Origin of the sequence: Parafrankia irregularis, from assembly GCF_001536285.1 — a bacterium.
GTDB classification, from domain to species: Bacteria; Actinomycetota; Actinomycetes; order Frankiales; family Frankiaceae; genus Parafrankia; species Parafrankia irregularis.
The window spans coordinates 275,618-297,308 of record NZ_FAOZ01000005.1 but is presented as its reverse complement, the minus strand read 5'-3'; the positions used below and the strand labels follow the sequence as shown (position 1 = coordinate 297,308).

Sequence of the window (21,691 nt, the reverse complement as noted above, 5' to 3'; positions counted from 1 at the left end):
TCGCCGACTCCTGTGGCCGAGTTGTCCCGATCGTCGGCCGGGACGATTCCTGATCCTCCTCGCCCGGGTTTTCCGCGGACCCCGTTGCGGATGCGGCCGGTGCGGAGACACCCGTCGAAGACCGGACGGACGCCACTTCCGAGCCGCCCGAAGTGAGAGAGCTCCGTTGTGCGCTGTCCGCGGTCGGGCTGTCCTGCGACGGGGCCGCGGCGGGGTGTGAAGCTGGTGTTTGGTGGGACTGGGCGCTCATACCGTTAACGGTAGGCCGATCGAGCCATGGTCGGGTAGCGGCGCTCGCTGTGGCGGACCCGGCCGGTTCGCGTCGCGGCTCATCTCGCACCGGATCTCGCCCAGATTTTGTCTGGATCCGTTAGCGATGATGATGCGTACTCATCGTGACACCTGGAGCGTCCGGTGCGACGCTCGAGAGGCGGTACGGTCCGCGATCCCACGGCCCGGTCACCGGCAAATGATCGTCGCAGTTCACGGGGAGTGGCGGCGGTTCGCAATCAGGCGTTCCGCACCCTGGCGCGATGCGACGGACCGTAACTTCACGTCGCGGATCGTTGCCGACATCGGTGTTCGGCCGGAGATGTTCGGTGGAAGAACTACCGGGGTGGTTGTGATAGGGGCCCAACCTGTGGGGGAGGGGTACGTCGCCTTCGGTTCGTGCCACGTCTCGGCACCGAATTCGGGCGGGGGCGCTCCGGCGACGGGTAAACCGGTGCACCCGTGGGCGGAAGGGGCGCGGGCCTCGGCCACGGGGGGCAGAGTATGGCGTTCATCACTTACCGCCGGTCGCGGTGAGGGTGCAAACCCGCCAGGTCGATCGTGGAAGACCAGTCGATCGTGGAAGACCAGGACTTCCGTGTTATCGGCGCCACCGGTGCCAGCCCGCGACGCGCGGTGCCCGGAGGCCGGGTGGTAGCGACGATTGCGCCGGGTGGAAGGCACTGGTCGCGGCCCTCCAATTTCTAATCCTTTCAAGTCTGGTGGTATTCAGACCGCGTGATCGCCGCGACGGGCCGGACCCGGGTGGTCCGTCCATCGGCCGCGGCCGCGCCACCACCAGGCGGCCGGGCTCCGCGACCGGCGTCCGCGACGTGGCTCCGCGAACGGCGTCCCCGGCCCGGCCGGTGGGCTCGGCGGGACGGCGTCGCCTGCCGGCCGTGCCCGTGCCTGTGCCTGTGTCGGCTGTCGGACGTCGGGCGGTATCGGCCGGATGTCGGCGGTTTGATGATGTCGACTGTCGAGTCGGGCAATCAGATGCCGGACAGAGATATCGGTAGAACCCTGCGGGTCGCCAGAACACAGGTAGAAAAGGGTGGGCCGCTGTGGTGGTCCGCGTAGCCGTGCCGACCGAGGCTCGCGGCTGCCGCGGCGGCCGTGGGGATGTCGAGCGGCGTCGGCAGCGGCCAGCCTGGTGCGGCGTCGGATGAGATTCCGACGGCCTTCGGCGGTCGATCCAGCCGAAGGTTCGACGGGCAGGCGCTCGGCGGCAGGAGTCCGCCGGCTCCGTGGGGGCGACGTGGCTCGTCCCGGCGGGTGAACGAGGGGACGTGGCCGTGAGCTGGCCTCCGAACAATGACGATCCGGGCCACTGGGATCCGCGTGACCGTCGTCGCACGCCACCGGGCCGAGGGTCTGGCCGACCGCTGCCTCCGGATTCCGGAGCACCTCGGCAGCCCGGAGCACCTCGGCAGCCCGGAGCACCCCGACGCCCCCCGGCGCGCCAGCCCCGGCCCCAGGAGCGCCCGGCGGCCCCGGAACGCGGTGGTCCGCCCCGTCCGGGCCAGGCACGTCCCACTCCACCGCCCGCGGGGGGTTCCGCCCGGCGTGCGCCCGGAGGGGAGAACTGGCCTGCCGGCAGCTGGCCGCAGCGTGAGCCGAGGCCAGCTCCGAACGGTCCTGCCCGCCACGGCCCACCGGGTGGACCGAACAGGTCGGGTAGGCCGGGCGGGCCTCGCGACCCCTATGACTCCTACGAGCCCTATGGGCCCGCCCCCGACCAGGAGGAGCAGCGCCGGCCGGTCAGTGGGATGCGCCGCACCGTGACGGCGTGCGCGGCGCTCGTCTCGATCGTCCTTCTCCTGGGGGCGACCACCGGCTGGGCCGTGCTGCGGCACTACGACGGCAAGGTCGGGCGTGTGGAGCTGAAGTTCTCCGACGCCTCCGCGCGCCCGGCCGCGGCCGGGGCGGGCACGCAGAACATCCTTCTGGTCGGCTCTGACACCCGGGCCGGTACCGGGGGCGAGTTCGGGCAGACCGAAGGGCAACGGTCGGACACCACGATCCTGGCCCACCTCGATGCCGACGGCTCGACAACCCTGCTGTCCTTTCCTCGGGACCTCTGGGTCCAGATACCCGCCTACACCGACTCAGCCGGTGTCGCGCACGAGGCGCAGAAGTCCAAGCTCAACGCGGCCTTCGCCTACGGCGGGCCGTCGCTGCTCGTCCGCACGATCGAGACGCTCACCAACATCCGCGTCGATCACTACCTGCAGATCGACTTCGTGGGCTTCCAGGCGATGACGGACGCACTCGGCGGCGTGACGGTCTGCGTGAAGGAGCTGTCGGCCGATCTGAAGGCGCGCGGCTTTAACAACCTCAGCGACCGGTACTCCGGCTGGCAGGGGCAGGTCGGCACCAACACGCTCAACGGTGAGCAGGCCCTGGCGTTCGTCCGGCAGCGCTACGGCCTTCCGGAGGGCGACATCGACCGCATCCGTCGCCAGCAACAGTTCCTCGGTGTGGTCTTCAGATCGGTCGCCTCGACCAGCACGCTGCTGAACCCGAAGAAGCTCCTGGATGTCGTCGACGCGGCCACCTCCGCCCTGACCCTGGATCAGAACACCTCGCTGGCCGACCTGCGTCTGCTGGCCATCCGGATGCAGGGGATCAGCAGCGGTGCGGTGACCTTCGCGACCGTGCCGGCCACCCCGGGGAGGGCGGGCGAGCAGTCGGTACTCCTGGCGAAGCCCGATGAGCTGGCGGAGCTGTTGGACAAGCTTGGCGGCGCCCCGCAGCGCAGCGCCGCGGCACCCCGCACCGGCGACACGACGATCACGTCCGCACGTGCGGTGAACTGGTCACCCGCCATGGCCGCCCACCCGGCCAGGACGGCCAGCCTTGTGACGCAGCTCGACGAGGTGGCGCCTGGCACCGTCATGTTGGCCCAGGCCGCGCCCGCGCCGGCGGAGGGAGCCGGCTGCACCTACTGAAGCCCGCCCGCACCTGCGCCAGCCCGCACCTGCGCCAGCCCGCACCTGCGCCAGTCCGCGCGCACCTGTTGAAGCCCGCACCCGTGCTGACATCCGCCCTGGCGAGAGCCGAGGGAGATGCCAGCACGCTAGCGCGGACGGGCCCGATGCTCACCGCCCCGGCGTGGGCGGGGCGGTCGTTCGTCCAGTGCGGCGTTCAGCTCCGCGCCGAGCAGCACCGCGAGCGCGGTGATGTAGAAGAACAGCAGCGCCGCCACCGGTGCCGCGAGCGAGCCGTAGACAAGCTCGTTGCTGAAGACCAGCTCCAGGTACATCCGAAGCAGATAGCTGCCCACCAGCCAGAGGAACAGCGCGAGGGCGGCGCCCGGCAGCGCCCGTCGCCAGGGGCGTCGCTGGGGCAGTGCGAGGTGGTAGAGCGTCGTCAGCATGGCCAGCGCCACCACGCCGACCACGGGCCAGAAGACGTCCCGCAGCAGCTCGTCCACAGCTGGGTGCCGGCCGGCGTCGAGCAGGTCGGAGAGCAGGCTGGGCCCGAGTACCAGCGCGGGCAGCAGGATGACGCCGGTCGCGACCTGGGCCATGAACAGCCACAGCGCGAGCAGGCGGCTGCGGACCGCGGAACGGAGGTCCCGCTGGCCGTAGGCGATCGTGATCGTGTTGACGAAGGTCGCCATGGCGGTGGACCCGGTCCACAAGGACAACAGGAAACCGATGGAGATGACGTCCGGGCGGCCGCGAGAGAGGATCTGGTCGATCGTCGGCCGGACCGTTCCGTCGACCACCGACGCGGTCAGCAGGTTGTCGGCACCGCCGAGGATGCTCTGCCGGACGTTGTCGACGGCATCACCGCCGAGGATGTCGCCGAGGTAGCCGATCGCACCGAGCAGCGCGAGCAGCAGCGGTGGCATGGAGAGCAGCTGCCAGAAGCCCGCCTCGGCGGCGAGCCCGAGGACGCGGTGCCGCCACGCGTTGGCGACCGTCGCCCGGGCCAGTCGCAGCGCGCCCCAGGGAACCCAGGACCTCGGTTGCAGCAGCCGACGGGCAAGATCTCGCACGGCCTCGCCCCGATCTGGGCCATCCGACCGCGCGAACGCCCGGAACCAGGTCAGGGCGCGCAACGCCCGCCTTGCGGCAACCCGCGCGCTGTTCGGCAGCGCACGGCTCTGCAGTGCACGCAGCCCACCTTCCGGGGCAGCCAGGGTGCGGCCCGGCTCGTTCCCGGTGGTGGACACACACTTACCGTATGACTGCCCGGCTATGGCGCGGGTGAGGGCACCGGAGCTCGGCAGCCGTCAGCAGCGGCTCGTACGCCCGGCCTGGCGGCCACGACACCAGGCCGGACGTGAGTCGGGGGCATGCCGTGCGATCACGGCATGCCCCCGGTTGCGTGATGTGTCAGGAGACACTCAGCTTTTCGGTCTCGTCGTGGTACTCGACCGCGACCGAGCGGAGCTTGGAGTCGTGCGACTTCGCGTGGTGGCGGCAGAACAGCAGGTCTCCGCCCCCAGGCAGAACGACCCGGACGTAGGCCTGTGCGCCGCACCTGTCGCAACGGTCGAGGTTGGTCAGCGTCGGCTTCGTGGTAGTCCCTGTCACACCTTCTCCAACTGTGTTGAGCGGCCAGACGTTCCGCCTGACCATGTGACGGTTTACTCACAGCCGGCTCTCTCGGCGTCGTTGCACCCAGAGCGGCTTCCGCTGCCGGTGCCCCATGGTGGCGGACCGGTGGCGGACCTCGCCTTTGGTGCCCCCCGCCGGTCAGGGCCGGCGAGCACCAAACACGATGTCGTCCCATGCTGGCACCGACTTGCGTCCGCGTCGACCGCCTGCGGGACGTTCGCTGCCACGACCTGTCCCGTTCTGGCGCCCACGATTACCCGCAGCAGTGGTCTGATTGCCCTTGGACGTCTTCGAGGTGCCGTCCGTGGCGTCTTCCACACTGTCGGCATCCGCCGAGGTCGGCGCGGCTTCGGCCGCCGTCGCCGGTGCGGTGGCGGCAGCCTCGTCGAACGCGGCGTCAGCGGTGGCGGTGGCGGCGGCGGTGGCCGCGGCGGCGTCTGAGCCTTGGGCTGCGCCGGCGTCAGCGGGCACCCGCTCGTCCGGAACGAAGTCACCGGCTGGCGCGGTGCCGGCTGGTGTGGTGCCGGCGGCGCGTGCGGCCGCCGCGGGCGTGCCGGTGGCGGAGGCCTGCGGCCGTCCGGTCGCGGCCCGGGCTGCCGGCGCCCGGCGGGCCCCTCCGGCCGCCGCGGCGGCCGCGGCGGGGCGCCGCGCTGGCCGTCGACTCGCCCCGGCGTCGTGGGTCTCGGCGGCGGGCACAGCGGCTGCGGGCGCGGTCGGGGCGGGTGCCACGGGCTCCTCGGGCGCGACCGCCGCCGGCGGCCGGGTAGCCGCGGCCGCGCGTCGCGGCGCTGCCGGCTCCTCCGCCGCCGCAGCCATGCTCGCGGCAGCGGCAGCGGGTTGGCCTGGCAGGCCCGCGTGTGGCGGCTCGCTGCCCGGCTCCCGGGCCGGGACGGCCTCGCTATCTGGGACGGTCTCGGCCGCGAGGTCGGCGTCGAATGCCGCCGCTGTGCCGTCGAAACCGTCGCCCTCGAAACCGTCGCGGTCGAGCCGCTCGTCCTCGAATCCGAGCCGTTCGCTCTCGAACTGTTCGCCGGTGGCGCCGTCGGTCCCGAATCCCTGGCGGTCGTCCGGCTCGGCCCAGCTCTGCGTAACCTCGTCGCCGGCAGCCTCCGCCGGCTCACGGACCTGCGCGGGCCGGTGCGGCGTGATCCGGGCGGGGGCGGCGGTACCCGCCCGGTCGCTGACCGGAGCGTCGTGGCCGGTGGGCACGCTGTGGTCGGCAGGAACGTGGCTGTCGGCAGGAGTGTGGCTGTCGGCGGGAGCGTGGTGTTCGACCGGCGACACGTCGTCGGATCCCGCGACCGTGCGGTCGCGGGATCCGAACCTGCCCGTCGGCGGCGCCGCGCGCCGGCCGGCTGCCTGCCGGCTGGGAACGCCGGGCAGCCCACCGGGGCCTCCGGGCCACGGGGTGGCGGCCGCGCGGCGCGCGGCGGATGCTGGGCGGCTCGGCGCGGACGGCGCGGCGGGGGTGCTGGATGGGGCCGAGAACTCGTCGGAGGCGCTGGCAGCGGGGCCGGTACCGGCGAGGTGTCTGCCTGCGGCGCGTTCCCTCCTGGACCCGTCGGCGGGGACGCGCCGTTCCGGCACCGCGCCGGCTTCCGTGGTGGGGCGCAGCCCGCCGTTGCGGCCAGCGCCGATCCGGGTCGGCCCGGTGTGCTCGGGTGACCTGGCACGGGGGGCGCCGTGGCCGGAGTTGCCGCCGCGGTCGGGCGCATAGCCGGTGGGCCGGTATCCGTCCGCGTCACCATCGGCCTCATGGCCGGTGCCGTATCCACGGGCCTCGTCGCCGGTGGTCTCGGACCCGGCGGTGTCGTACCGGGCGGTGCCGTAGCCGTTGGCCTCGTAGCCCGTGGCGTCGTAGCCGTTGGCCTCGTTGCGGTACCCGGCCTCGGGCCCCGGCCGACCGGGCGCGGCCGGGGCGTAGCCGGCCCGCTCGTAGTCGTTGGCCTCCCGGCCGGCGGTGGCGGCCGGGACGGATGCGCCGGCCGTGGCCGGCCCGTGCGCGGCCGGGGTGAATCCGTCGCCGTCAGGCTGCGGTGAGTAGTGGTCGGCGGGCTGGTAACCGGCCTCGTCCGTGGTGGATCCGTACCCGGCGGAGGAGCCGCCCGGCGGGTAGCCCGTCGCGTTCGCGACCGCCGCGGACGGGAAGGCCGCCGGCGTGGCGGGATGCGACGACGGCTGGCTGTAGCCCGCGGCAGCGCCCATCGCGCCCGGGTGAGCCGGTGCGGCCCCCTGGTCATGCACGAGCGTGAGCGCGGGTCCGCCGGGGCGTGCCGGTGGCTGTGTGGGCGGCTGCGCCGGCGGGGGCTCGGCGGACTCGGGGGCGACCAGCGCGCGGGCGGCGTCGTCGTGCGGGCGCACGCGACGGACCACCGGGTCCCACGTCCAGCGGGCGCAGCGACTGTCGGAGGTGAGCTGAACCAGCCAGATCCCGTCCACGCGGCGCCAGGCGTCCCACTGGGCGGTCTCCGGGTCGTCCTGGACGCTGAGCAGGCGTGAGTCGACGACCTCACCAAGCGGGCGCCCGGGGATCCCGCCGGGATCCTTGGGCAGCAGCGCCGCCCGGGCCTCCTGGACCACTCGGGCACGTTCGGCGAGCACGGGACCCTCGTACCGCTCGACCCGCTCGACCGGGATGCCGGCGGCGCGCGCGACGTCCGCCGCGGTCTCACCGGCTCGCAGCCGCGCCTGGATCTCACGGGGGGTCAGCGCGCTTTCCGCGCGTACTTCACTACGTCGGGCCCCGCGCAGGGCCGCCCGTAGTCGATCATCGACGGCGACACGGAACTGTTCCGCGTCGCTCCGCCCGGCTGCGTCGGCGAGTACGAGGTAGCCGCCGTCCTCGCTGAGTGCGACCGCCCGCAGCTCGCGCATGGCGCCTTCTCCTCCCGTCGATCTCCTGCCGTGGGGCCGCCGCGGCGCACACACCGTGCCGCGGCGCCCGCACGGGGCCGAACACCGGTGTGCCCCGCTGGACACCCTGAGGGCGCACCGGAGCACGGAGTGCGCGCGCAACCGCCTCGCCGCCATGCGTCCCGGTAGGTGACAGCCTGCCATTGATGGCGCCAGACAGTCGCATTGCGGCGGACGACACGCACAGTCTGACTCTCGCCGAAGGTTCTGGACACGTCGGGGGCTTGTCGGCGGGGCCGGTGTGACGAATCACCGCCCGAGGTGCCACCCGTTCCGGATGGCCCGTTCGGGTGGTGTCGGTGTCGGTTTCGACGCCGGCTTCGGTGCCGGATTCGTTGGGCGCGAGGGGCGCCGCCCGCCTCGGGGGCGCCGCCCGCCTCAGGGGCGCCGGCCGCCGGGGGGCCTCGTCGCCGGGCCGCGGCGGCGGGTCGGTCGTGGCACCGGCCGCGGGCGGGTCTGGTCACCGACGGCGACGAGGGCGGCGCCGATGATCCCCGCATCGTTCTGGAGCTGCGCGGGGACGACCTTCGTCCGCAGCTGGAGATGATCGAAGAACTTGTCGGCCTTCTTGCTCGCACCGCCGCCGATGATGATCAGATCTGGCCAGAGCAGGGCCTCGACCGTGGCCAGATACCGGTTCACGCGCTTGGCCCACTTGTCCCAGGAGAGGTCCTCGCGCTCCCGGGCCGCCTCGGAGGCCTTCGTCTCCGCGTCGTGGCCGTGGATCTCCAGATGCCCCAGCTCGGTGTTGGGGACCAGCTGCCCGTGGAGGAACAGCGCAGTGCCGATGCCGGTGCCGAAGGTCGTCATGACGACGAGACCGGACGTGTCGCGCCCGGCGCCGAAGGCCATCTCGGCGACTCCGGCGGCGTCGGCGTCGTTGACGACGGAGACCTCGGTGCCGCCCAGAGCCGAGCCGAGCGCGGTGGACAACGTCGCGGACACATCGGTGTCCACCCAGCTTGGATCGACGTTCGCCGCGGTGCGCGCGACCCCGGACTTGATCACGGCGGGGAAGGTCGCGCCGACCGGACCCGACCAGTCGAAGTGCTCGACCACCTGGGCGACGGTCCGGGCCACCGACTCCGGGTCCGCCGGACGGGGCGTGGGAATCCGGAAACGGGGCGCGGCGAGCGTTCCGTCCTCGATGTCAACCGGGGCGCCCTTGATGCCGGTTCCGCCGATGTCGACCCCGAAGACCCGCATCTACCCCGTCCTCTCCGTCATGCTCCGCAGTGTTCCGCTTCAGCGCGCCCCACGGTGCGCCGGGGCGCCGCAGGCCGTTCGTGGTCCGTTGTACGTACGTCCCGTCGCGGTATGTCAGGTCGACGTACCGTGTCTCGCGATGTCGTTGTGTCGCCGTGCGTCCGGCGTGTCGCTCTGTGTGCCCTCCGCCGGAGGTCGGCGCTGACCCGGCCGGGCCTCGGGCGCGGAGGCCGCCCGGTACCGGGCCGGTCGGTGTAGCGGGCCGGCCTGCTGGCACCTGTTGTAGTTTCGCAGGCCGGCGGGGCGTCGTGGCAGCGACGGGCGCTTTCGGCGGTGACGGTCGTTCATATGTGGCACGGTCAGCTCGCGCCGGTCGGTTCCCCGCGCTGCGTCGTCGCGCCCCCCGGGCGGTTCGGCGGTCGGTTCGGTGGCCGGTCCGCGGCTGGTGGCGGGCCAACGCGTGTGCCGGGTCCGCGGCCCACCTACTCTGGCCAAATGCGGCTAACCGATTCCTACGGGCGAGTCGCGACTGACCTGCGGGTGTCGCTGACCGACAGGTGCAATCTGCGTTGCGCCTACTGCATGCCCGCCGAAGGCCTCGACTGGCTGCCGAGCGCCGAGGTGCTGACCGACGACGAGGTGCTGCGGCTGGTCGGGATCGCGGTGACCCGCCTGGGCGTCACGGAGATCCGGCTGACGGGCGGCGAACCCACGCTGCGCCCCGGTCTGGTGCACCTGGTCGAGCGGATGTCGGCGTTGTCGCCCCGGCCCGAGATCTCGCTCACGACGAACGGCCTGCGGCTCGGTGGCCTGGCCGCCGACCTCGCCGCCGCCGGCCTCGACCGGGTCAACGTCTCCCTGGACACCCTTCACCCAGACCGTTTCGCCCGGATGACCCGCCGTGACCGGTTGGACGACGTTCTGGCGGGCCTGGCCGCGGCGTCCGAGGCCGGTCTGACTCCTGTCAAGGTCAACGCGGTACTCGTCCGTGGCCTGAACGACGACGAGGCCGCCGCCCTGCTGCGCTGGAGCCTGCGGCTGGGGTACGAGCTGAGGTTCATCGAGCAGATGCCGCTCGACGCGCAGCACGGCTGGCGCCGCACGGAGATGGTCACCGCCGGCGAGATCATGGAGCTGCTTCGGGCGGAGTTCACCCTGGAGCCGATGCCCGGGCGGGGCAGTGCCCCGGCCGAGCGGTTCAGCGTTGATGGTGGCCCCGGCACCGTCGGCGTGATCGGCTCGGTGTCGGCGCCGTTCTGCGCCGCCTGCGACCGGGTGCGGCTCACCGCCGACGGCCAGGTGCGCAACTGCCTGTTCGCGCGGGAGGAGTCCGATCTGCGCGGGCCGATGCGTGCGGGCGCCGACGACGAGGACCTGGCGCAGCGGTGGCGGCACGCGGTCTGGGGCAAGCATGCCGGCCACGGCATCGACGCCCCCGGCTTCCGCCAGCCGCAGCGGCCGATGTCCGCGATCGGCGGATGACCGCGCCCGTCCCGGGCGCCCTCGGAGCCCCCGGTACCCAGGGAGCCCTCGGAGCTCAGGGATTCCAGGGAGCCATCGGAGTGCGAGGATTCCAGGGCGTTCAGGGCGACGCCGAGCCGTGGGACGCGCTCGTGCTGGCGGGTGGGGCGGCCCGGCGCATGGGCGGCGACGACAAGGCGGTGCTGAGCGTCGGCGGAGCCCGTCTGCTGGACCGGGTGCTCGACGCCGTGGCGGCGGCCCGCACGGTGGTCGTCGTCGGGCCGCAGCGCCCGCCGGTACCGGGCACGCGCGCGGTCAGGTGGGCCCGTGAGGACCCGCCCGGCGGCGGTCCGGTCGCCGCGATCGCCGCCGGTCTGCGGCTCGTCACGGCCACCCGGGTCGTCGTGCTGGCCGTGGACCTGCCGTTCCTCGGCGCCGCTGAGGTTCATGGCCTGCTGGACGCGGTGGCGGCCGGCGGTGGCCCCGGCGGCCCGCAGGTGGCGCTGCTGAGTGACCCGGCCCAGCGGCCGCAGTACCTTGCCGCCGCCTGGCGCACCGTCACGCTGCGAGCCGTACTGCCGGTCGACCCGGCCGGCCGGTCGGTGCGGTCGCTGCTCGCGGGCCAGTCGGTGCGCACCGTCGCCGCGACCGAGCGCGTCTGCCTGGACTGCGATGATCCGGCTGCCCTCGCCGTCGCCAGGGCCTGGGCCGTCAGCCCGGTCCCGGTCCCCGACCCGGGCCCAGGACCGGGACCGGGACCGCTCCCCGAGTAGGCGCCGGCCGCGGGCGAGCGGTAGAAGGCAGGCGGCAGGCGGCCGCGGTGTCGGACAGGTGAGGTGGCTGATGGCGAGCACGAGCACGAACACGAACACGAAGCGGCCGGAGGACGGCGGGATCGAGGCCGTCCTGGATGGGTGGACGGCCCGGGTGGTCTCCGTGCTCGGGCTCGCGCCCGACAGCGTCGACGCCACGCTCGTTCTCGACCTCACCCGCGATGTGGCGCACGGTGTCGCCCGGCCGGCGGCTCCGCTGACCGCGTTTCTGGTGGGGCTGGCGGCCGGGCGGGCCGGCGGCGACTCGTCTGCTGTCCGGGCCGCCGTCGACACGGTGCTGGCGCTGCTGCCGTCCGGCGACGGTGCCGGAGATGGCGAGCCGTGACGGCCCGCGTGTCGGGACCTGGGCGGTCGGCGTGCCGTGACCGGCGGCGGTGCCGCGGTCAGCGCATGCGTATCGCGCCGGTCTCGTCCAGGTAGCCCCGCATGTCGATGGCCATGGTGTGGACGTCCTCGGCCGCGGGTTCGGGGGCGTCGTCGGGCCCCGGGGCGTAGCGGAACGCCAGCCGCGGCAGCATCTGGGTGGGGGCGTCGACCAGCCCGGGGGCGGCTTCGATCAGCCCGGACTCCCAGTCGAGCTCCTTGCCGCTCAGCGGCCCCGACGGCAGGCTCTGCGCCGCCGGTGAGGTCGTGACCAGCACGAAATCGACAATGCCCAGGACCGCGATCACCGCGAGCGCGGGCAGCGCCGCGATCGGCTGCCACGCCGCCAGGCCGACCATGACGAAGACGGTGACGACGGTCAGCCCGCCGACGATGTGCCTGCGCACCGGGGGCAACGCGGGCACTTTGCGGCCACGCCGGTAATGGGCCATACCCAACAGTGTGCCCCCTGGGCCGCAACTGTCCGGAACGTGGGTGGCTGTTCGTCGCATGGCGGTATGCCCCGCCTGGCGTCGGTGGCTGTCGGTGACTGTCGGCGGGGCCGTAGGCAGTGCCGTCGGAAGTGCTGTTGGCCGCGCTGGCACGGGCCTGCGCCAGTGCTGCCGTGGGTCTGCCGGCCATGGGCCGACCGTGGCGGTCACTGTGGGTAGTTACCGAGTGGCGCCCCCGGGGAGGGGGCCGCAGGGTGGAACCCGGCGGGGCCCGCGAACGGAGGAGTCGGCCGCGACAGCGGAGGGTATCCGCAATGACCCTTTCCGGCGAAATCCAGGTGATGTTGCGCCGGAACGAGTCACACTTGTCATGGGAAATGTGGATCCATGGCCCGGTGCCGCACCATGGGATCGACCTCGCGAGGCTGGAGGATCGCCGTGGAGGTTAAAAGTCGTGGCCACCTGCCGCGGCCACTGCCACCAGCCCGGCCGAGACGCGGGCCGTGGTCGCGCCTGAGGTCAGGCCCCGTCCTGGTCATCGCCGCGGTGGTGGCACTGCTGGCCGGAGCGGCCGGATGTGGTTCGCCTAGTTACCAGTATGTGACGAACAAAAAAGACGGCGCGTTCCTGAAAGTGCCGGCCGGCTGGACGCATCAGGAGATGCCTGGCCCCGCGCTGTTCGGAATCGATGCCCGCAATGTGAGCCCGGAGATGCTGCGAACCCTCATGTCGAGGGAGTGGGTGGTCGGGCTTGACGCGTCGGAGAAGTTCGACGAGACGAGTCTGTTCGTTCCGGATGCCGCGTTGCCGAAGGGTTTCGTCCAGGTTCGTCATCTCCTCCCGGAGGAGGCCCGTTCGGTCTCCACCAATGATCTGCGCAACTTCGTCGTGACCGTCGACGACGCGGTCGCGGCGCAGGAGGAGGCGGTGCGCCGCGACCCCTACGGCGCGCGGCTCGCGCCGAGTTTCCTTCTGCTGCGGGACGAGTCGGTCTCGCGGGACGCCGGCGTCCATGGCGTGCATCTGATCTACCAGGTCGCGACCGCGGCCGGTCTGGTGACCATCGACCAGACGAGCCTGCTGGACCAGAACCAGACCGTGCTCTACCAGCTCGTCCTGGCCTGTTCGGCGTTGTGCTACGCCCAGCACGGCGTGCAGATCAGCGAGGTGACGGGCTCGTTCACGATCAAGCCGACGGACCGAGGGCAGAAGGCATGAGCACAGGCGACCGGGCGCGAGGCACAGAATCCTCCGCCACCGGCAGTGCGACCGAGCCGACGCAGCCGAAGCTGCCGGTGCAGCCGAACGGGCCGGATCAGTCGGAGCCCGATGGAGGCTCGCCGGCCGGTACCGGGCAGCGTCGCCGTCCGGCGGCGTTCTGGGACAGGGCGAAATTCCTGCTCCTGCTCGGAGCGCTGTTCATGTTCGTGGTGGCGGCGGATGTCTCCGGCAACCCGCTGATGACCTGGGGTGACGCGTTCCGCATCCAGGCGGAGTCCAGCTGGTGGATCCTGGCGCTGCTCGGCCTGGAGATCGTCCACCAGGTCCACATCTTCCTCGGTGAAAGATCGTCCGCCTACTACCTGTTCTGGACGGACAAGGTCTTCGGCCGCGCCGAGCGCCGGCTGCTGCGCCTCAACGACTGGAACCGGTTCCGGGTCAGCCGTGCGCTGAAGCTCGTCACGGCCTTCGCGCTCTTCCTGTTCATCTACGCGCGGATCGTCGACCAGTCGGTCTTCGAGGCCATGGTCGGCCTTCCCGGCGCCGCCTGGGACGCGATCCCCTACGTGCTGCAGCTCGTGCTGCTGCTGCTCGTCGTGGTCGGTCAGTTCGTCGCGATCTTCTGGTTCCTGTCCAAGGGCGGCGTCGAGGTCTACTTCCCGGAGGACATCAAGACCCGCTTCTCGGACGTCTGGGGCCAGGACCACGTGGTCAGCCGGGTCCGGGAGAACGTCTTCTACCTGGAGCGCCCCGAGGAGATCGAGGACCGGGGCGGCTACGTCCCGGGCGGCATCCTCCTGTGGGGCCCGCCTGGGACGGGTAAGACGCTGATCGCCGAGGCGGTCGCCGGCGAGACCGGCAAACCCTATGTCTTCGTTGATCCAGGCGCCTTCTCCGCGATGTTCGTCGGCGTCGGCATTCTGAAGGTGAAGTCGCTGTTTCGGCGGCTCCGCAAGCTTTCGCTGCGTTACGGCGGAGTGATCGTCTTCTTCGACGAGGCCGACACCCTTGGTAACCGAGGTCAGCTCGCCACCGGGTTCGGTGGAAAGCTCGGCGGTGCCATCGGGGCGTCCACTCGCGGGAACGGAGTCTTCTCCGGCGGGCCGGGCACGTTTTCCGCCGCGCACAGTGCGTTCGGGGTGCCCGTGGGCCCGCACTCGCCCGACGTCTGCAACGGGTTCTCCTATCTGGACCCCTCCGCGCAGGCCCGAATCGCCCGTGACCACACCGAGCGGCACAACTTCGTGATGGGTGGAATGGGTGGCGGCGGCGGGAACTTCGACGGAACCCTGCAGGCGCTGCTGACCGAGATGTCCGGGCTGAAGAAGCCCCGCGGATTCCTCAACCGGGTCGTCCGGCGCACGCTCGGAATGCGCCCGAAGCCGCCGCCGAAATACCGAATCCTGGTCATGATGGCGACGAACATGCCCCAGTCGCTGGACGAGGCGCTGCTGCGTCCCGGTCGTATCGACCGCATCTACAAGGTCGGCTACCCCAGCAAGGAAGGCCGCATCAGGACCTTCGAGGGGTACCTGGCCAAGGTGAGCCACGAGCTGACGCCCGAGCAGATCGAGCGTCTGGCGATCATGAGCCCGGAGGCGACCGGAGCCACCATCAAGGACACGGTCAACGAGGCCCTCGTGCAGGCCATCAAGGATGGCCGGGAGGTCATCACCTGGCAGGACATGCTCCGCGCCCGAGTGATCAAGGAGTACGGCCTCGCCGACGACCACGAGCACATCGCGCGTGAGCGGCACAGCATCGCCCTGCACGAGGCCTGCCACGCGGTGGTCGCCTACCGGACCCAGCGTGGCCGGGTGATCGACCTGGCGACCATCGAGCGGCGCGGCGGCGTCGGTGGCTTCGTCGCGCACGTCGCGGTCGAGGACCGCATGTTCATGTGGAAGTCGGAGATGGAGACCCAGGTGATGGTCTCGCTGGCCTCCCTGGTCGGCGAGCGCATGTTCTTCGACGGCGACAACACCGTCGGCGTGGGTGGTGACCTGCGCACCGCCACGCTGCTCGTGTCCGGCCACATCTCCGCGTCGGCGATGGGCGAGACGCTGGCCTCCCGATCGGTCATGATCGAGAGCCAGCTGGGGCAGGCGTCCATCGATGTCGACCGGCCCTTCGGCGAGCAGGTCGAGGCCAAGCTGCGCGAGCTCTACGAACGCACCGAGGCCGTGCTCGCCGCGAACCGGCGTGAGGTGCTGGCCATGACCCATGCCCTGGAGAAGTACAAGACGGTCAGCGGGGAGGACATCGAGGCCATCATGGAAGGGGTGGCCGGGCCGACCATCGACGGCAGCAGCTACCTCGACCCCGGCTTCCTGGTCCTGGTGGAGGACTACCACCGCACGGCCGCGCTGGCACACCGCGGGCCGCAGCAGCGGGACCTTCCCCGGGAGCTGCCCGGGCTCGGCAAGGCGGCGGCCCGCGAGGCGCGGCAGGCCGCGCCGCAGGTGCTGCCGGAGATGCCGTCGCCCTCCGAGAACTGAGCTGACGGCGCGGAACGGTGCCGACGGCTGACGCGGGCATGGCCACAGGTCTGCCGTCAGCGCCGTCTGCCGTCGGCGCCGTCGGCCATCAGACGTCCTGCAGGGCGGTGGCGGAGCGGCCCGCTGCCGGGACCTGCCCGGCCGCTCCTGGACGCCCGGCGCTCCCTACCCCCAGGGCCGGCCTGGCCGCCGGCTCGTCAGGTCCGTCCGGCCCGTCCGGCCCGTCCGAGACGTTCGGAACGTTCGGAACGGAGCCGGCGGGCACAACCTGGCACGTCTGGGCCTGCTCGGACGCCACCGCCGCTGTCGCGCGGTCGGCGGCCTTGCGTAGCGAGGCCAGGGCATAGAACGCTCCGGCGACGGCGGCGGCGCCGGCCAACACCAGCCCGGCACGGGCACCGAAGGTCTGGGCCACCCAGCCCGCGATCGGTCCACCGACCGGCGTCGAGCCCAGGAACGCGACGGACCACAGCGCCATCACCCGGCCGCGCATCTCGGGCGCGGACGACAGCTGCACGGTCGCGTTGCCGGTCGCGATGAAGGCGACGCTGGCCGCACCGACCAGGACCAGCGCGACTACCTCCAGAGCCAGCGTCGGAGCCGCCGCGGCGAGCAGGAGTACCACGCCGAACAGCCCGGAGGCCAGGGCGAGGGCGGCGATGCCGACGCTGCGGCGCCGGGCCACGAACAGGCCGCCGACCACGGCACCGGCGCCCATCGCGCCGGTGAACAGGCTGTAGGTCGCCGCGGAACCGTCGAAGGTCTCGCGCGCGACCAGCGGCAGGACCACCTGGAACTCGTACGCGAGTGCGCCGACCACCGCCATCATGATCAGAGGGACCCGCAGCCCGGTCGTCCGCATCGCATAGGCGAGGCCGGAACGCACCTGGCCGGGCGCCCGTGCTACCGGCTTGCTGGGTACCAGCGCACCGGCGTCCATCCGGCGCAGCGCCAGGACGACGGCGGCGAACGACGCCGCGTTGAGCAGAAAGCAGCCGCTGGTCCCGATCAGGCTGATCACCAGCCCGGCGATCGCCGGGCCGACGACCCGGGCCGCGTTCACGGTCACCGAGTTCAGCGTGACCGCGTTGGGTAGATGCTCAGCCCCGACCATCTCCTGGACGAAGCTCTGCCGGGTCGGGTTGTCCACCGCGGTGATCAGTCCGATCGCCGCCGCGAGGGCCGCGACCATCCACAGCCGCGCCACGCCCGTCAGATCCAGGATCCCGAGCAGGGCGGCGAGCGCGGCCAGCGAGACCTGGGTGCAGATCAGCAGCCGGCGGGAGTCCGAGCGGTCGGCGATCAGACCGCCGTAGGCACCGAAGAGCAGGACGGGCAGGAACTGGGCCGCGGTGACGAGGCCGAGCTCGGTGCCCGACGCGCCCAGCGAGAGGACCAGCCACCCGAGGGCGATCATCTGCATCCAGGTGCCGCACAGCGAGACCACCTGGCCGCCGAGGAAGAGGCGGAAGTTGGGCACCTGGAGCGCGGCGAACGTGCCGGTCCGCGACCGTGTGCTGTCGTGTGCGCCGACCGTGTCGCGCTGGACCACCCTCGACGTGACCGTGCGTCTCATACAGTGCACCTCCGTTCCGGTCAACGTCTCCATGCCGCCAAATTATTTCGCGATGCTAAGTAATTTTGCGGACGACTCTGGCCCGGATGGGCGCCTCGTCGGCTCGGTGACCCGACGTCGGCGACCCGGCGCCGTCTGTGTGTGGCGAGGCGGGGTGGTGCTGGGGTGCGCGACCGAGTAGTGTCGAACATACGTTCGAAGACGACGTTGTCGGCGGCGCGTGGGCGTGCGGGAGTCGGGAGGTCGCGATGAAGGACGTCGACGAGCAGGTGGCTCACCTGGCCGCGGTGGATCCAGCCGATCTGCCGGACGGCGAGCTGGCGGTGCTCGTGACCGACATGCGGCGGCTCGTCGACGCGACGGATGCCTGCTGGATCCGGCTGCTCGCCGAGTTCGACCGCCGCGGGCTGTGGCGGCGTGACGGCACCAGGTCGGCCGCGGCCTGGCTGCGCCGGGAGTGCAGGCTCGTGCATCCGTCGACGACAGCCGCGCTGCTCGTGGCGAGTGTGCTGCGGGTCCTGCCGGTGACGGCGGAGGCGTTCCGGGTGGGCTCGATCAGCTTCGAGCACGTCAGGGCGATCGCGCCGGCGGCGGAGGGCGGCCGGGTCGACCTGGTGCGCAACGCGGATCCGATCTTCGCGCGCGCGGCGCTGTGGATGAACCCGCGTCAGATGGGCAACGTCGTGCGGACGTGGATTCGTCTCACCGAGACCGAGCATCCGGAGCCCGCGGCGCCCGCGGAGAACTCAACGCCTGTGAAGAACTCAGCGCCCGCGGGGAACTCAGCGCCCGCGGAGCGCCTGGAGCCGCCGGAGGGGGCGCCCAGCGGTCCCTGAAGGCGGCCTGCGTCGGCCCCGCGACGGCGGGGGCGGGGGCCCGAGAGCCTGGGCGGCCAACTACCGGGGCCGGCCGAGAGCGGGGAATCCCGGCCGGGCCGGGGGGCGCCCGGTATGCGTCCGCCTCGCTGTCAGCGGCACACCGGGTGCGACTGACAGCGAGGCGGAGACGAGCGCAGAGCTACAGCGGGATGTTGCCGTGAACGTTCTTGTCCGTGCGGGCGGCGGCCAGCGCCTCGGCGAGCACGGTCGCGACCGCGCCACGGGTCTCGCCCGGGGTGACGACGGCGTCCACCACACCCAGCTCGACGGCACGGTCGACGCCACCGACGGTGCGCACGTGCTCCTCAGCCAGCTCGGCCACCACATCCGAGCGGCGCTGCGCGGGAACCTCGGCGATCTTCCGGCGGTGGATGATGCCGACCGCCGCCTCGGCTCCCATCACCGCGAGCTGGGCCGTGGGCCAGGCGTAGACGGCGGTCGCGCCCAGGCACCGGGCGTTCATCGCGATGTAGGCGCCGCCGTAGGCCTTGCGCGTCACGACGGTGACCCGGGGAACGGTGCACTCGGAGAAGGCGTACAGCAGCTTCGCGCCGCGGCGGACCACGCCCTCCCACTCCTGGCCCACTCCGGGCAGGTAGCCGGGAACATCGACGAGCACCACCAGCGGGACCCCGAAGGAATCACACATCCGCACGAAGCGGGACGCCTTCTCCGCCGACAGCGCGTCGAGGCAGCCACCGCGGCGCAACGGGTTGTTCGCGACGACGCCGACGGTGCGCCCGCCGATGCGGCCGAGGGCCGTCACGATGTTGCGGGCCCACTTCGGGTGCAGCTCGATGACCTCGTCGTCGAGCAGCCCGGCCACCAGCGGGCGGACGTCGTAGGCGCGGCGCGGGTTCTCCGGCAGCAGCGCACCGAGCTCGCGCTCCGGGACGTGGCCGATGGCACCCTGGTCGGCCAGCAGCGAGGTGATCGCCCGGGTCTTCTCGAAGGCGGCATCGTCGGAGTCACAGGCGAGGTGGACCACACCGCTGCGGGTCGAGTGCACCTCGGGCCCGCCGAGGCTGTCCGCCGTGCACTGCTCGCCGGTCACCGAGCGGACCACGTCCGGGCCGGTGACGAACACCTTTGCGTCGGGCCCGGTGATGACCAGGTCGGTCAGGGCCGGGCCGTAGGCCGCGCCGCCGGCCGCGGCGCCCAGCACCAGCGAGATCTGCGGCACCAGACCGGAGGCCCGGACCGTCGCCGCGAACACCCGGCCGACCCCGTCGAGCGAGGCCACACCTTCCTGGAGGCGTGCTCCGCCGGAGTGCCAGATCCCGATGACGGGGCAACGCATCCGGACGGCCGACTCGATCGCGTGCACGATGCGGGCGCAGCCGTCCCGCCCCATCGCACCGCCCTGGACGGTGGGGTCCGTCGCGAAGGCGACGACCTCGTTTCCGTCGACAAGGCCCTGGCCGGCGACAACTCCCGAGCTGTCGGCGGCGGCGAACAGAGAAAGGGAATCCGGGTCAAAAAAACGGCTCAGCCGCGCGACAGGTGTTCTCGGGTCGGTGCGATCGATGGTGGACAGACTCACCGTAGGTCTCCTAGGTTGAGCGGTATCAGTCTGCTCCTGCGCAGATGGCAGCGATGGACCTGGCTGCCGCGGGCTGTGGAGGGCGGCTACAGCCTGAGCCGGAGAAGCCGTGCTGTGAGCCTTTTCCTTCCCACATCTGTCGAATGCTGTTGAGGCAGGTTCAGCGTCGATGATGGAAAAGGCTCGGTAAAGCGGAAAAGCTGTGTTGTCATGCGAAACCGTGCGTTGACAGATGCGTGTCCGGGTTTCCCAGGCATGCCGTCGCCGGTACGTCGGCATGATGCCCTGGGAAGACGCCGAACTCTGTCACACCGTGAATCCGTCTTGCGTCGTGATTCTGTTACACCGTGAAGGCGAGGCAGACGTCGTGCCCGCCGAACCCGAACGAGTTCGACAGCCCGGCGCCTGTTCCGAGCTCACGGTTGTCGATGCTCACGACGTCGAGAGCGATCTCGTCGTCGAGCGCGTCGAGGTTGCGCGTCGCCGGAACGATCCGCTCGCGCAGCGAGAGGAGCGTGACCACGGCCTCCAGCGCGCCAGCCGCCCCGAGCAGGTGACCTGTCATCGACTTCGTCGAGGTCACCGCGATCGAGTCGAGGGCGTCACCCAGCGCCAGCCGCAGGCCCACGCCCTCGGCGACGTCGCCGATCGGCGTCGACGTGGCGTGCGCGTTGATGTGGATCACATCCGTGGGCTCCAGCGAGGCCGAGCGCAGTGCCGCCCGTACCGCCCGGGCGGCACCCGCACCGGTCGGATCCGTCGCGGCCACGTGGTAGGCGTCCGAGCTGATACCCGCGCCGGCGAGGGTGCCGAGCACCCGCGCTCCCCGGGCGGCGGCGTGCTCCGCGGACTCCAGCACGAGAACGGCCGCGCCCTCACCGAGCACGAAGCCGTCCCGGCCCTTGTCGAACGGCCGCGACGCGGTCTCCGGCGCGTCGTTGCGCTTGGAGAGCGCCTGCATCTGGGCGAAGCCGGCGATCGGCAGCGCGGCGATCGCCGCTTCCGTGCCGCCGGCGATCACGATGTCCGCCCGCCCGGCGCGGATGATGTCCAGCGCCAGCGCGATCGCCTCCGAGCCGGAGGCACAGGCGCTGACCGGAGCGTGCACACCGGCCTTGGCGCCGAACGCGAGGCCAACCGTGCTCGCCGGGCCGTTCGGCATCAGCATCGGGACGACGTGCGGGGAGACCCGCCGCGGCCCCTTCTCCCGCAGCACGTCGTGCTGGTGCAGGAGAGTGAGCACGCCGCCGATCCCCGACGCGACGCACACCGCCAGCCGCTCGGAGTCGACCTCCGGCGAGCCCGCGTCAGCCCACGCCTCCCGTGCGGCCACCAGTGCCATCTGCTGGCTGCGGTCGAGGGTTCTCGCCTCGACGCGCCCCAGCGGAGGCTCCACGGCCAACGGGGCGGCGATCTGGACGGGGAGCTGTTCGACCCAGTCCTCGGTCAGGCGACGCGCGCCGGAGCGGCCGGAGAGCAGCCCCTCCCACGTGGACGGCACGTCGCCGCCGAGGGGAGTGGTTGCCCCGAGGCCGGTGACGACGACCTGCCTGGGGGTGGGTGTCACGCGGCGACACCCGCCCGCTGGATGTAGGAGACGGCGTCACCGACGGTCTTGAGGGTCTTGACGTCCTCGTCCGGGATCTTCACGCCGAACTTCTCCTCGGCCGCCACCACGACCTCGACCATGGACAGGGAGTCGACGTCCAGGTCGTCGATGAAGGTCTTGTCGGCGGTGACGTCCGCCGGCTCGACACCGGCGACTTCCTCGAGGATCGCGGCGAGGCCGTCGAGGATATCCGCTTGCGACATTGCTTTCCTCCTGGTTGCGGGATGCTGGTTACGCGAACCGGTCGAGCCGGCGGCTGACGGTCGGCCCCAGGTGGGCCGGCCCGGTCAGCGATGG

At 72.0% G+C, this 21,691-nt stretch carries 16 protein-coding genes; 7 read left to right on the top strand and 9 right to left on the bottom strand.

Annotation, left to right across the window (positions count from 1 at the left end; translation table 11 throughout):
• Nucleotides 1-2,039 precede the first annotated feature (2,039 nt).
• Nucleotides 2,040-3,221, top strand: a complete 1,182-nt coding sequence (locus AWX74_RS10380) for an LCP family protein (RefSeq protein WP_311984601.1) — start codon at nucleotides 2,040-2,042, stop codon at nucleotides 3,219-3,221.
• Between the two features lie 128 nt (nucleotides 3,222-3,349).
• Here AWX74_RS10380 and AWX74_RS10375 read toward each other — a convergent pair whose 3' ends face one another.
• The 4 genes from AWX74_RS10375 to ppgK form a co-directional block, all read right to left on the bottom strand.
• Nucleotides 3,350-4,453, bottom strand: a complete 1,104-nt coding sequence (locus AWX74_RS10375) for a YihY/virulence factor BrkB family protein (protein ID WP_091274278.1) — start codon at nucleotides 4,451-4,453, stop codon at nucleotides 3,350-3,352.
• A gap of 163 nt (nucleotides 4,454-4,616) precedes the next feature.
• Nucleotides 4,617-4,817 (bottom strand): DUF7455 domain-containing protein, encoded by a 201-nt coding sequence (locus tag AWX74_RS10370; RefSeq protein ID WP_006542635.1) that lies wholly within the window; start codon nucleotides 4,815-4,817, stop codon nucleotides 4,617-4,619.
• Nucleotides 4,818-4,979: 162 nt separating this feature from the next.
• Nucleotides 4,980-7,715 carry a septation protein SepH gene (sepH, locus tag AWX74_RS10365; protein ID WP_165615555.1) on the bottom strand — a complete coding sequence of 912 codons (2,736 nt, stop codon included), beginning with the start codon at nucleotides 7,713-7,715 and terminating at the stop codon, nucleotides 4,980-4,982.
• A gap of 417 nt (nucleotides 7,716-8,132) precedes the next feature.
• Nucleotides 8,133-8,960, bottom strand: coding sequence for a polyphosphate--glucose phosphotransferase (gene ppgK / locus AWX74_RS10360; RefSeq protein WP_091274271.1), 828 nt, complete (start codon nucleotides 8,958-8,960; stop codon nucleotides 8,133-8,135).
• A 495-nt stretch (nucleotides 8,961-9,455) separates the two neighbouring features.
• Here ppgK and moaA point away from each other — a divergent pair, with 495 nt between their 5' ends.
• The 3 genes from moaA (at nucleotide 9,456) to AWX74_RS10345 (ending at nucleotide 11,579) form a co-directional block, all read left to right on the top strand.
• On the top strand, nucleotides 9,456-10,442 hold the full coding sequence (moaA, locus tag AWX74_RS10355) for a GTP 3',8-cyclase MoaA (protein WP_091274264.1): 987 nt from the start codon (nucleotides 9,456-9,458) through the stop codon (nucleotides 10,440-10,442).
• Nucleotides 10,439-11,194 carry a molybdenum cofactor guanylyltransferase gene (gene mobA, locus AWX74_RS10350; RefSeq protein WP_091274262.1) on the top strand — a complete coding sequence of 252 codons (756 nt, stop codon included), beginning with the start codon at nucleotides 10,439-10,441 and terminating at the stop codon, nucleotides 11,192-11,194. Before moaA ends, mobA begins: the two co-directional genes overlap by 4 nt.
• 70 nt (nucleotides 11,195-11,264) lie before the next feature.
• Entirely contained in the window at nucleotides 11,265-11,579 is a 315-nt protein-coding gene (locus tag AWX74_RS10345) for a DUF6457 domain-containing protein (RefSeq protein ID WP_091274260.1), read from the top strand.
• Nucleotides 11,580-11,637: 58 nt separating this feature from the next.
• Here AWX74_RS10345 and AWX74_RS10340 read toward each other — a convergent pair whose 3' ends face one another.
• Nucleotides 11,638-12,069, bottom strand: coding sequence for a hypothetical protein (locus AWX74_RS10340; RefSeq protein ID WP_054564928.1), 432 nt, complete (start codon nucleotides 12,067-12,069; stop codon nucleotides 11,638-11,640).
• A gap of 549 nt (nucleotides 12,070-12,618) precedes the next feature.
• Between AWX74_RS10340 and AWX74_RS10335 the strand changes: the two genes are divergently transcribed.
• Nucleotides 12,619-13,287, top strand: a complete 669-nt coding sequence (locus AWX74_RS10335) for a hypothetical protein (protein WP_054565428.1) — start codon at nucleotides 12,619-12,621, stop codon at nucleotides 13,285-13,287.
• Complete coding sequence (locus tag AWX74_RS10330) at nucleotides 13,284-15,788, top strand: AAA family ATPase (RefSeq protein ID WP_091274257.1); 2,505 nt, start codon at nucleotides 13,284-13,286, stop codon at nucleotides 15,786-15,788. Before AWX74_RS10335 ends, AWX74_RS10330 begins: the two co-directional genes overlap by 4 nt.
• An 88-nt stretch (nucleotides 15,789-15,876) precedes the next feature.
• Here AWX74_RS10330 and AWX74_RS10325 read toward each other — a convergent pair whose 3' ends face one another.
• Nucleotides 15,877-17,364, bottom strand: a complete 1,488-nt coding sequence (locus AWX74_RS10325) for an MFS transporter (RefSeq protein ID WP_091274253.1) — start codon at nucleotides 17,362-17,364, stop codon at nucleotides 15,877-15,879.
• 248 nt (nucleotides 17,365-17,612) lie between these two features.
• Between AWX74_RS10325 and AWX74_RS10320 the strand changes: the two genes are divergently transcribed.
• A complete protein-coding gene (locus AWX74_RS10320; protein WP_091274249.1) occupies nucleotides 17,613-18,200 on the top strand; it encodes a DUF222 domain-containing protein in 588 nt (195 codons plus the stop codon).
• 181 nt (nucleotides 18,201-18,381) lie between these two features.
• On the opposite strand, the gene AWX74_RS10315 is transcribed toward AWX74_RS10320, so the two are convergent.
• The 3 genes from AWX74_RS10315 to AWX74_RS10305 all read right to left on the bottom strand — a co-directional run bounded on the left by AWX74_RS10315 (nucleotide 18,382) and on the right by AWX74_RS10305 (nucleotide 21,597).
• A complete protein-coding gene (locus tag AWX74_RS10315; RefSeq protein WP_091274247.1) occupies nucleotides 18,382-19,785 on the bottom strand; it encodes an acyl-CoA carboxylase subunit beta in 1,404 nt (467 codons plus the stop codon).
• 340 nt (nucleotides 19,786-20,125) lie between these two features.
• Nucleotides 20,126-21,352: a beta-ketoacyl-ACP synthase II gene (gene fabF / locus AWX74_RS10310; RefSeq protein ID WP_054564923.1), complete on the bottom strand. Its 1,227-nt coding sequence runs from the start codon at nucleotides 21,350-21,352 to the stop codon at nucleotides 20,126-20,128.
• Nucleotides 21,349-21,597 (bottom strand): acyl carrier protein, encoded by a 249-nt coding sequence (locus tag AWX74_RS10305; RefSeq protein WP_006542261.1) that lies wholly within the window; start codon nucleotides 21,595-21,597, stop codon nucleotides 21,349-21,351. The genes fabF and AWX74_RS10305 overlap by 4 nt, the downstream gene beginning before the upstream one ends.
• Nucleotides 21,598-21,691: the final 94 nt, after the last annotated feature.

What these genes read in the sequence shown, in the direction of transcription:
- AWX74_RS10305 (WP_006542261.1), bottom strand. Translation starts at nt 21,597, where the DNA reads ATGTCGCAAGCGGATATCCTCGACGGCCTCGCCGCGATCCTCGAGGAA.
- mobA (WP_091274262.1), top strand. Translation starts at nt 10,439, where the DNA reads ATGACCGCGCCCGTCCCGGGCGCCCTCGGAGCCCCCGGTACCCAGGGA.
- AWX74_RS10345 (WP_091274260.1), top strand. Translation starts at nt 11,265, where the DNA reads ATGGCGAGCACGAGCACGAACACGAACACGAAGCGGCCGGAGGACGGC.
- AWX74_RS10330 (WP_091274257.1), top strand. Translation starts at nt 13,284, where the DNA reads ATGAGCACAGGCGACCGGGCGCGAGGCACAGAATCCTCCGCCACCGGC.
- sepH (WP_165615555.1), bottom strand. Translation starts at nt 7,715, where the DNA reads ATGCGCGAGCTGCGGGCGGTCGCACTCAGCGAGGACGGCGGCTACCTC.
- AWX74_RS10320 (WP_091274249.1), top strand. Translation starts at nt 17,613, where the DNA reads ATGAAGGACGTCGACGAGCAGGTGGCTCACCTGGCCGCGGTGGATCCA.
- ppgK (WP_091274271.1), bottom strand. Translation starts at nt 8,960, where the DNA reads ATGCGGGTCTTCGGGGTCGACATCGGCGGAACCGGCATCAAGGGCGCC.
- moaA (WP_091274264.1), top strand. Translation starts at nt 9,456, where the DNA reads ATGCGGCTAACCGATTCCTACGGGCGAGTCGCGACTGACCTGCGGGTG.
- AWX74_RS10340 (WP_054564928.1), bottom strand. Translation starts at nt 12,069, where the DNA reads ATGGCCCATTACCGGCGTGGCCGCAAAGTGCCCGCGTTGCCCCCGGTG.
- AWX74_RS10325 (WP_091274253.1), bottom strand. Translation starts at nt 17,364, where the DNA reads ATGAGACGCACGGTCACGTCGAGGGTGGTCCAGCGCGACACGGTCGGC.
- AWX74_RS10380 (WP_311984601.1), top strand. Translation starts at nt 2,040, where the DNA reads ATGCGCCGCACCGTGACGGCGTGCGCGGCGCTCGTCTCGATCGTCCTT.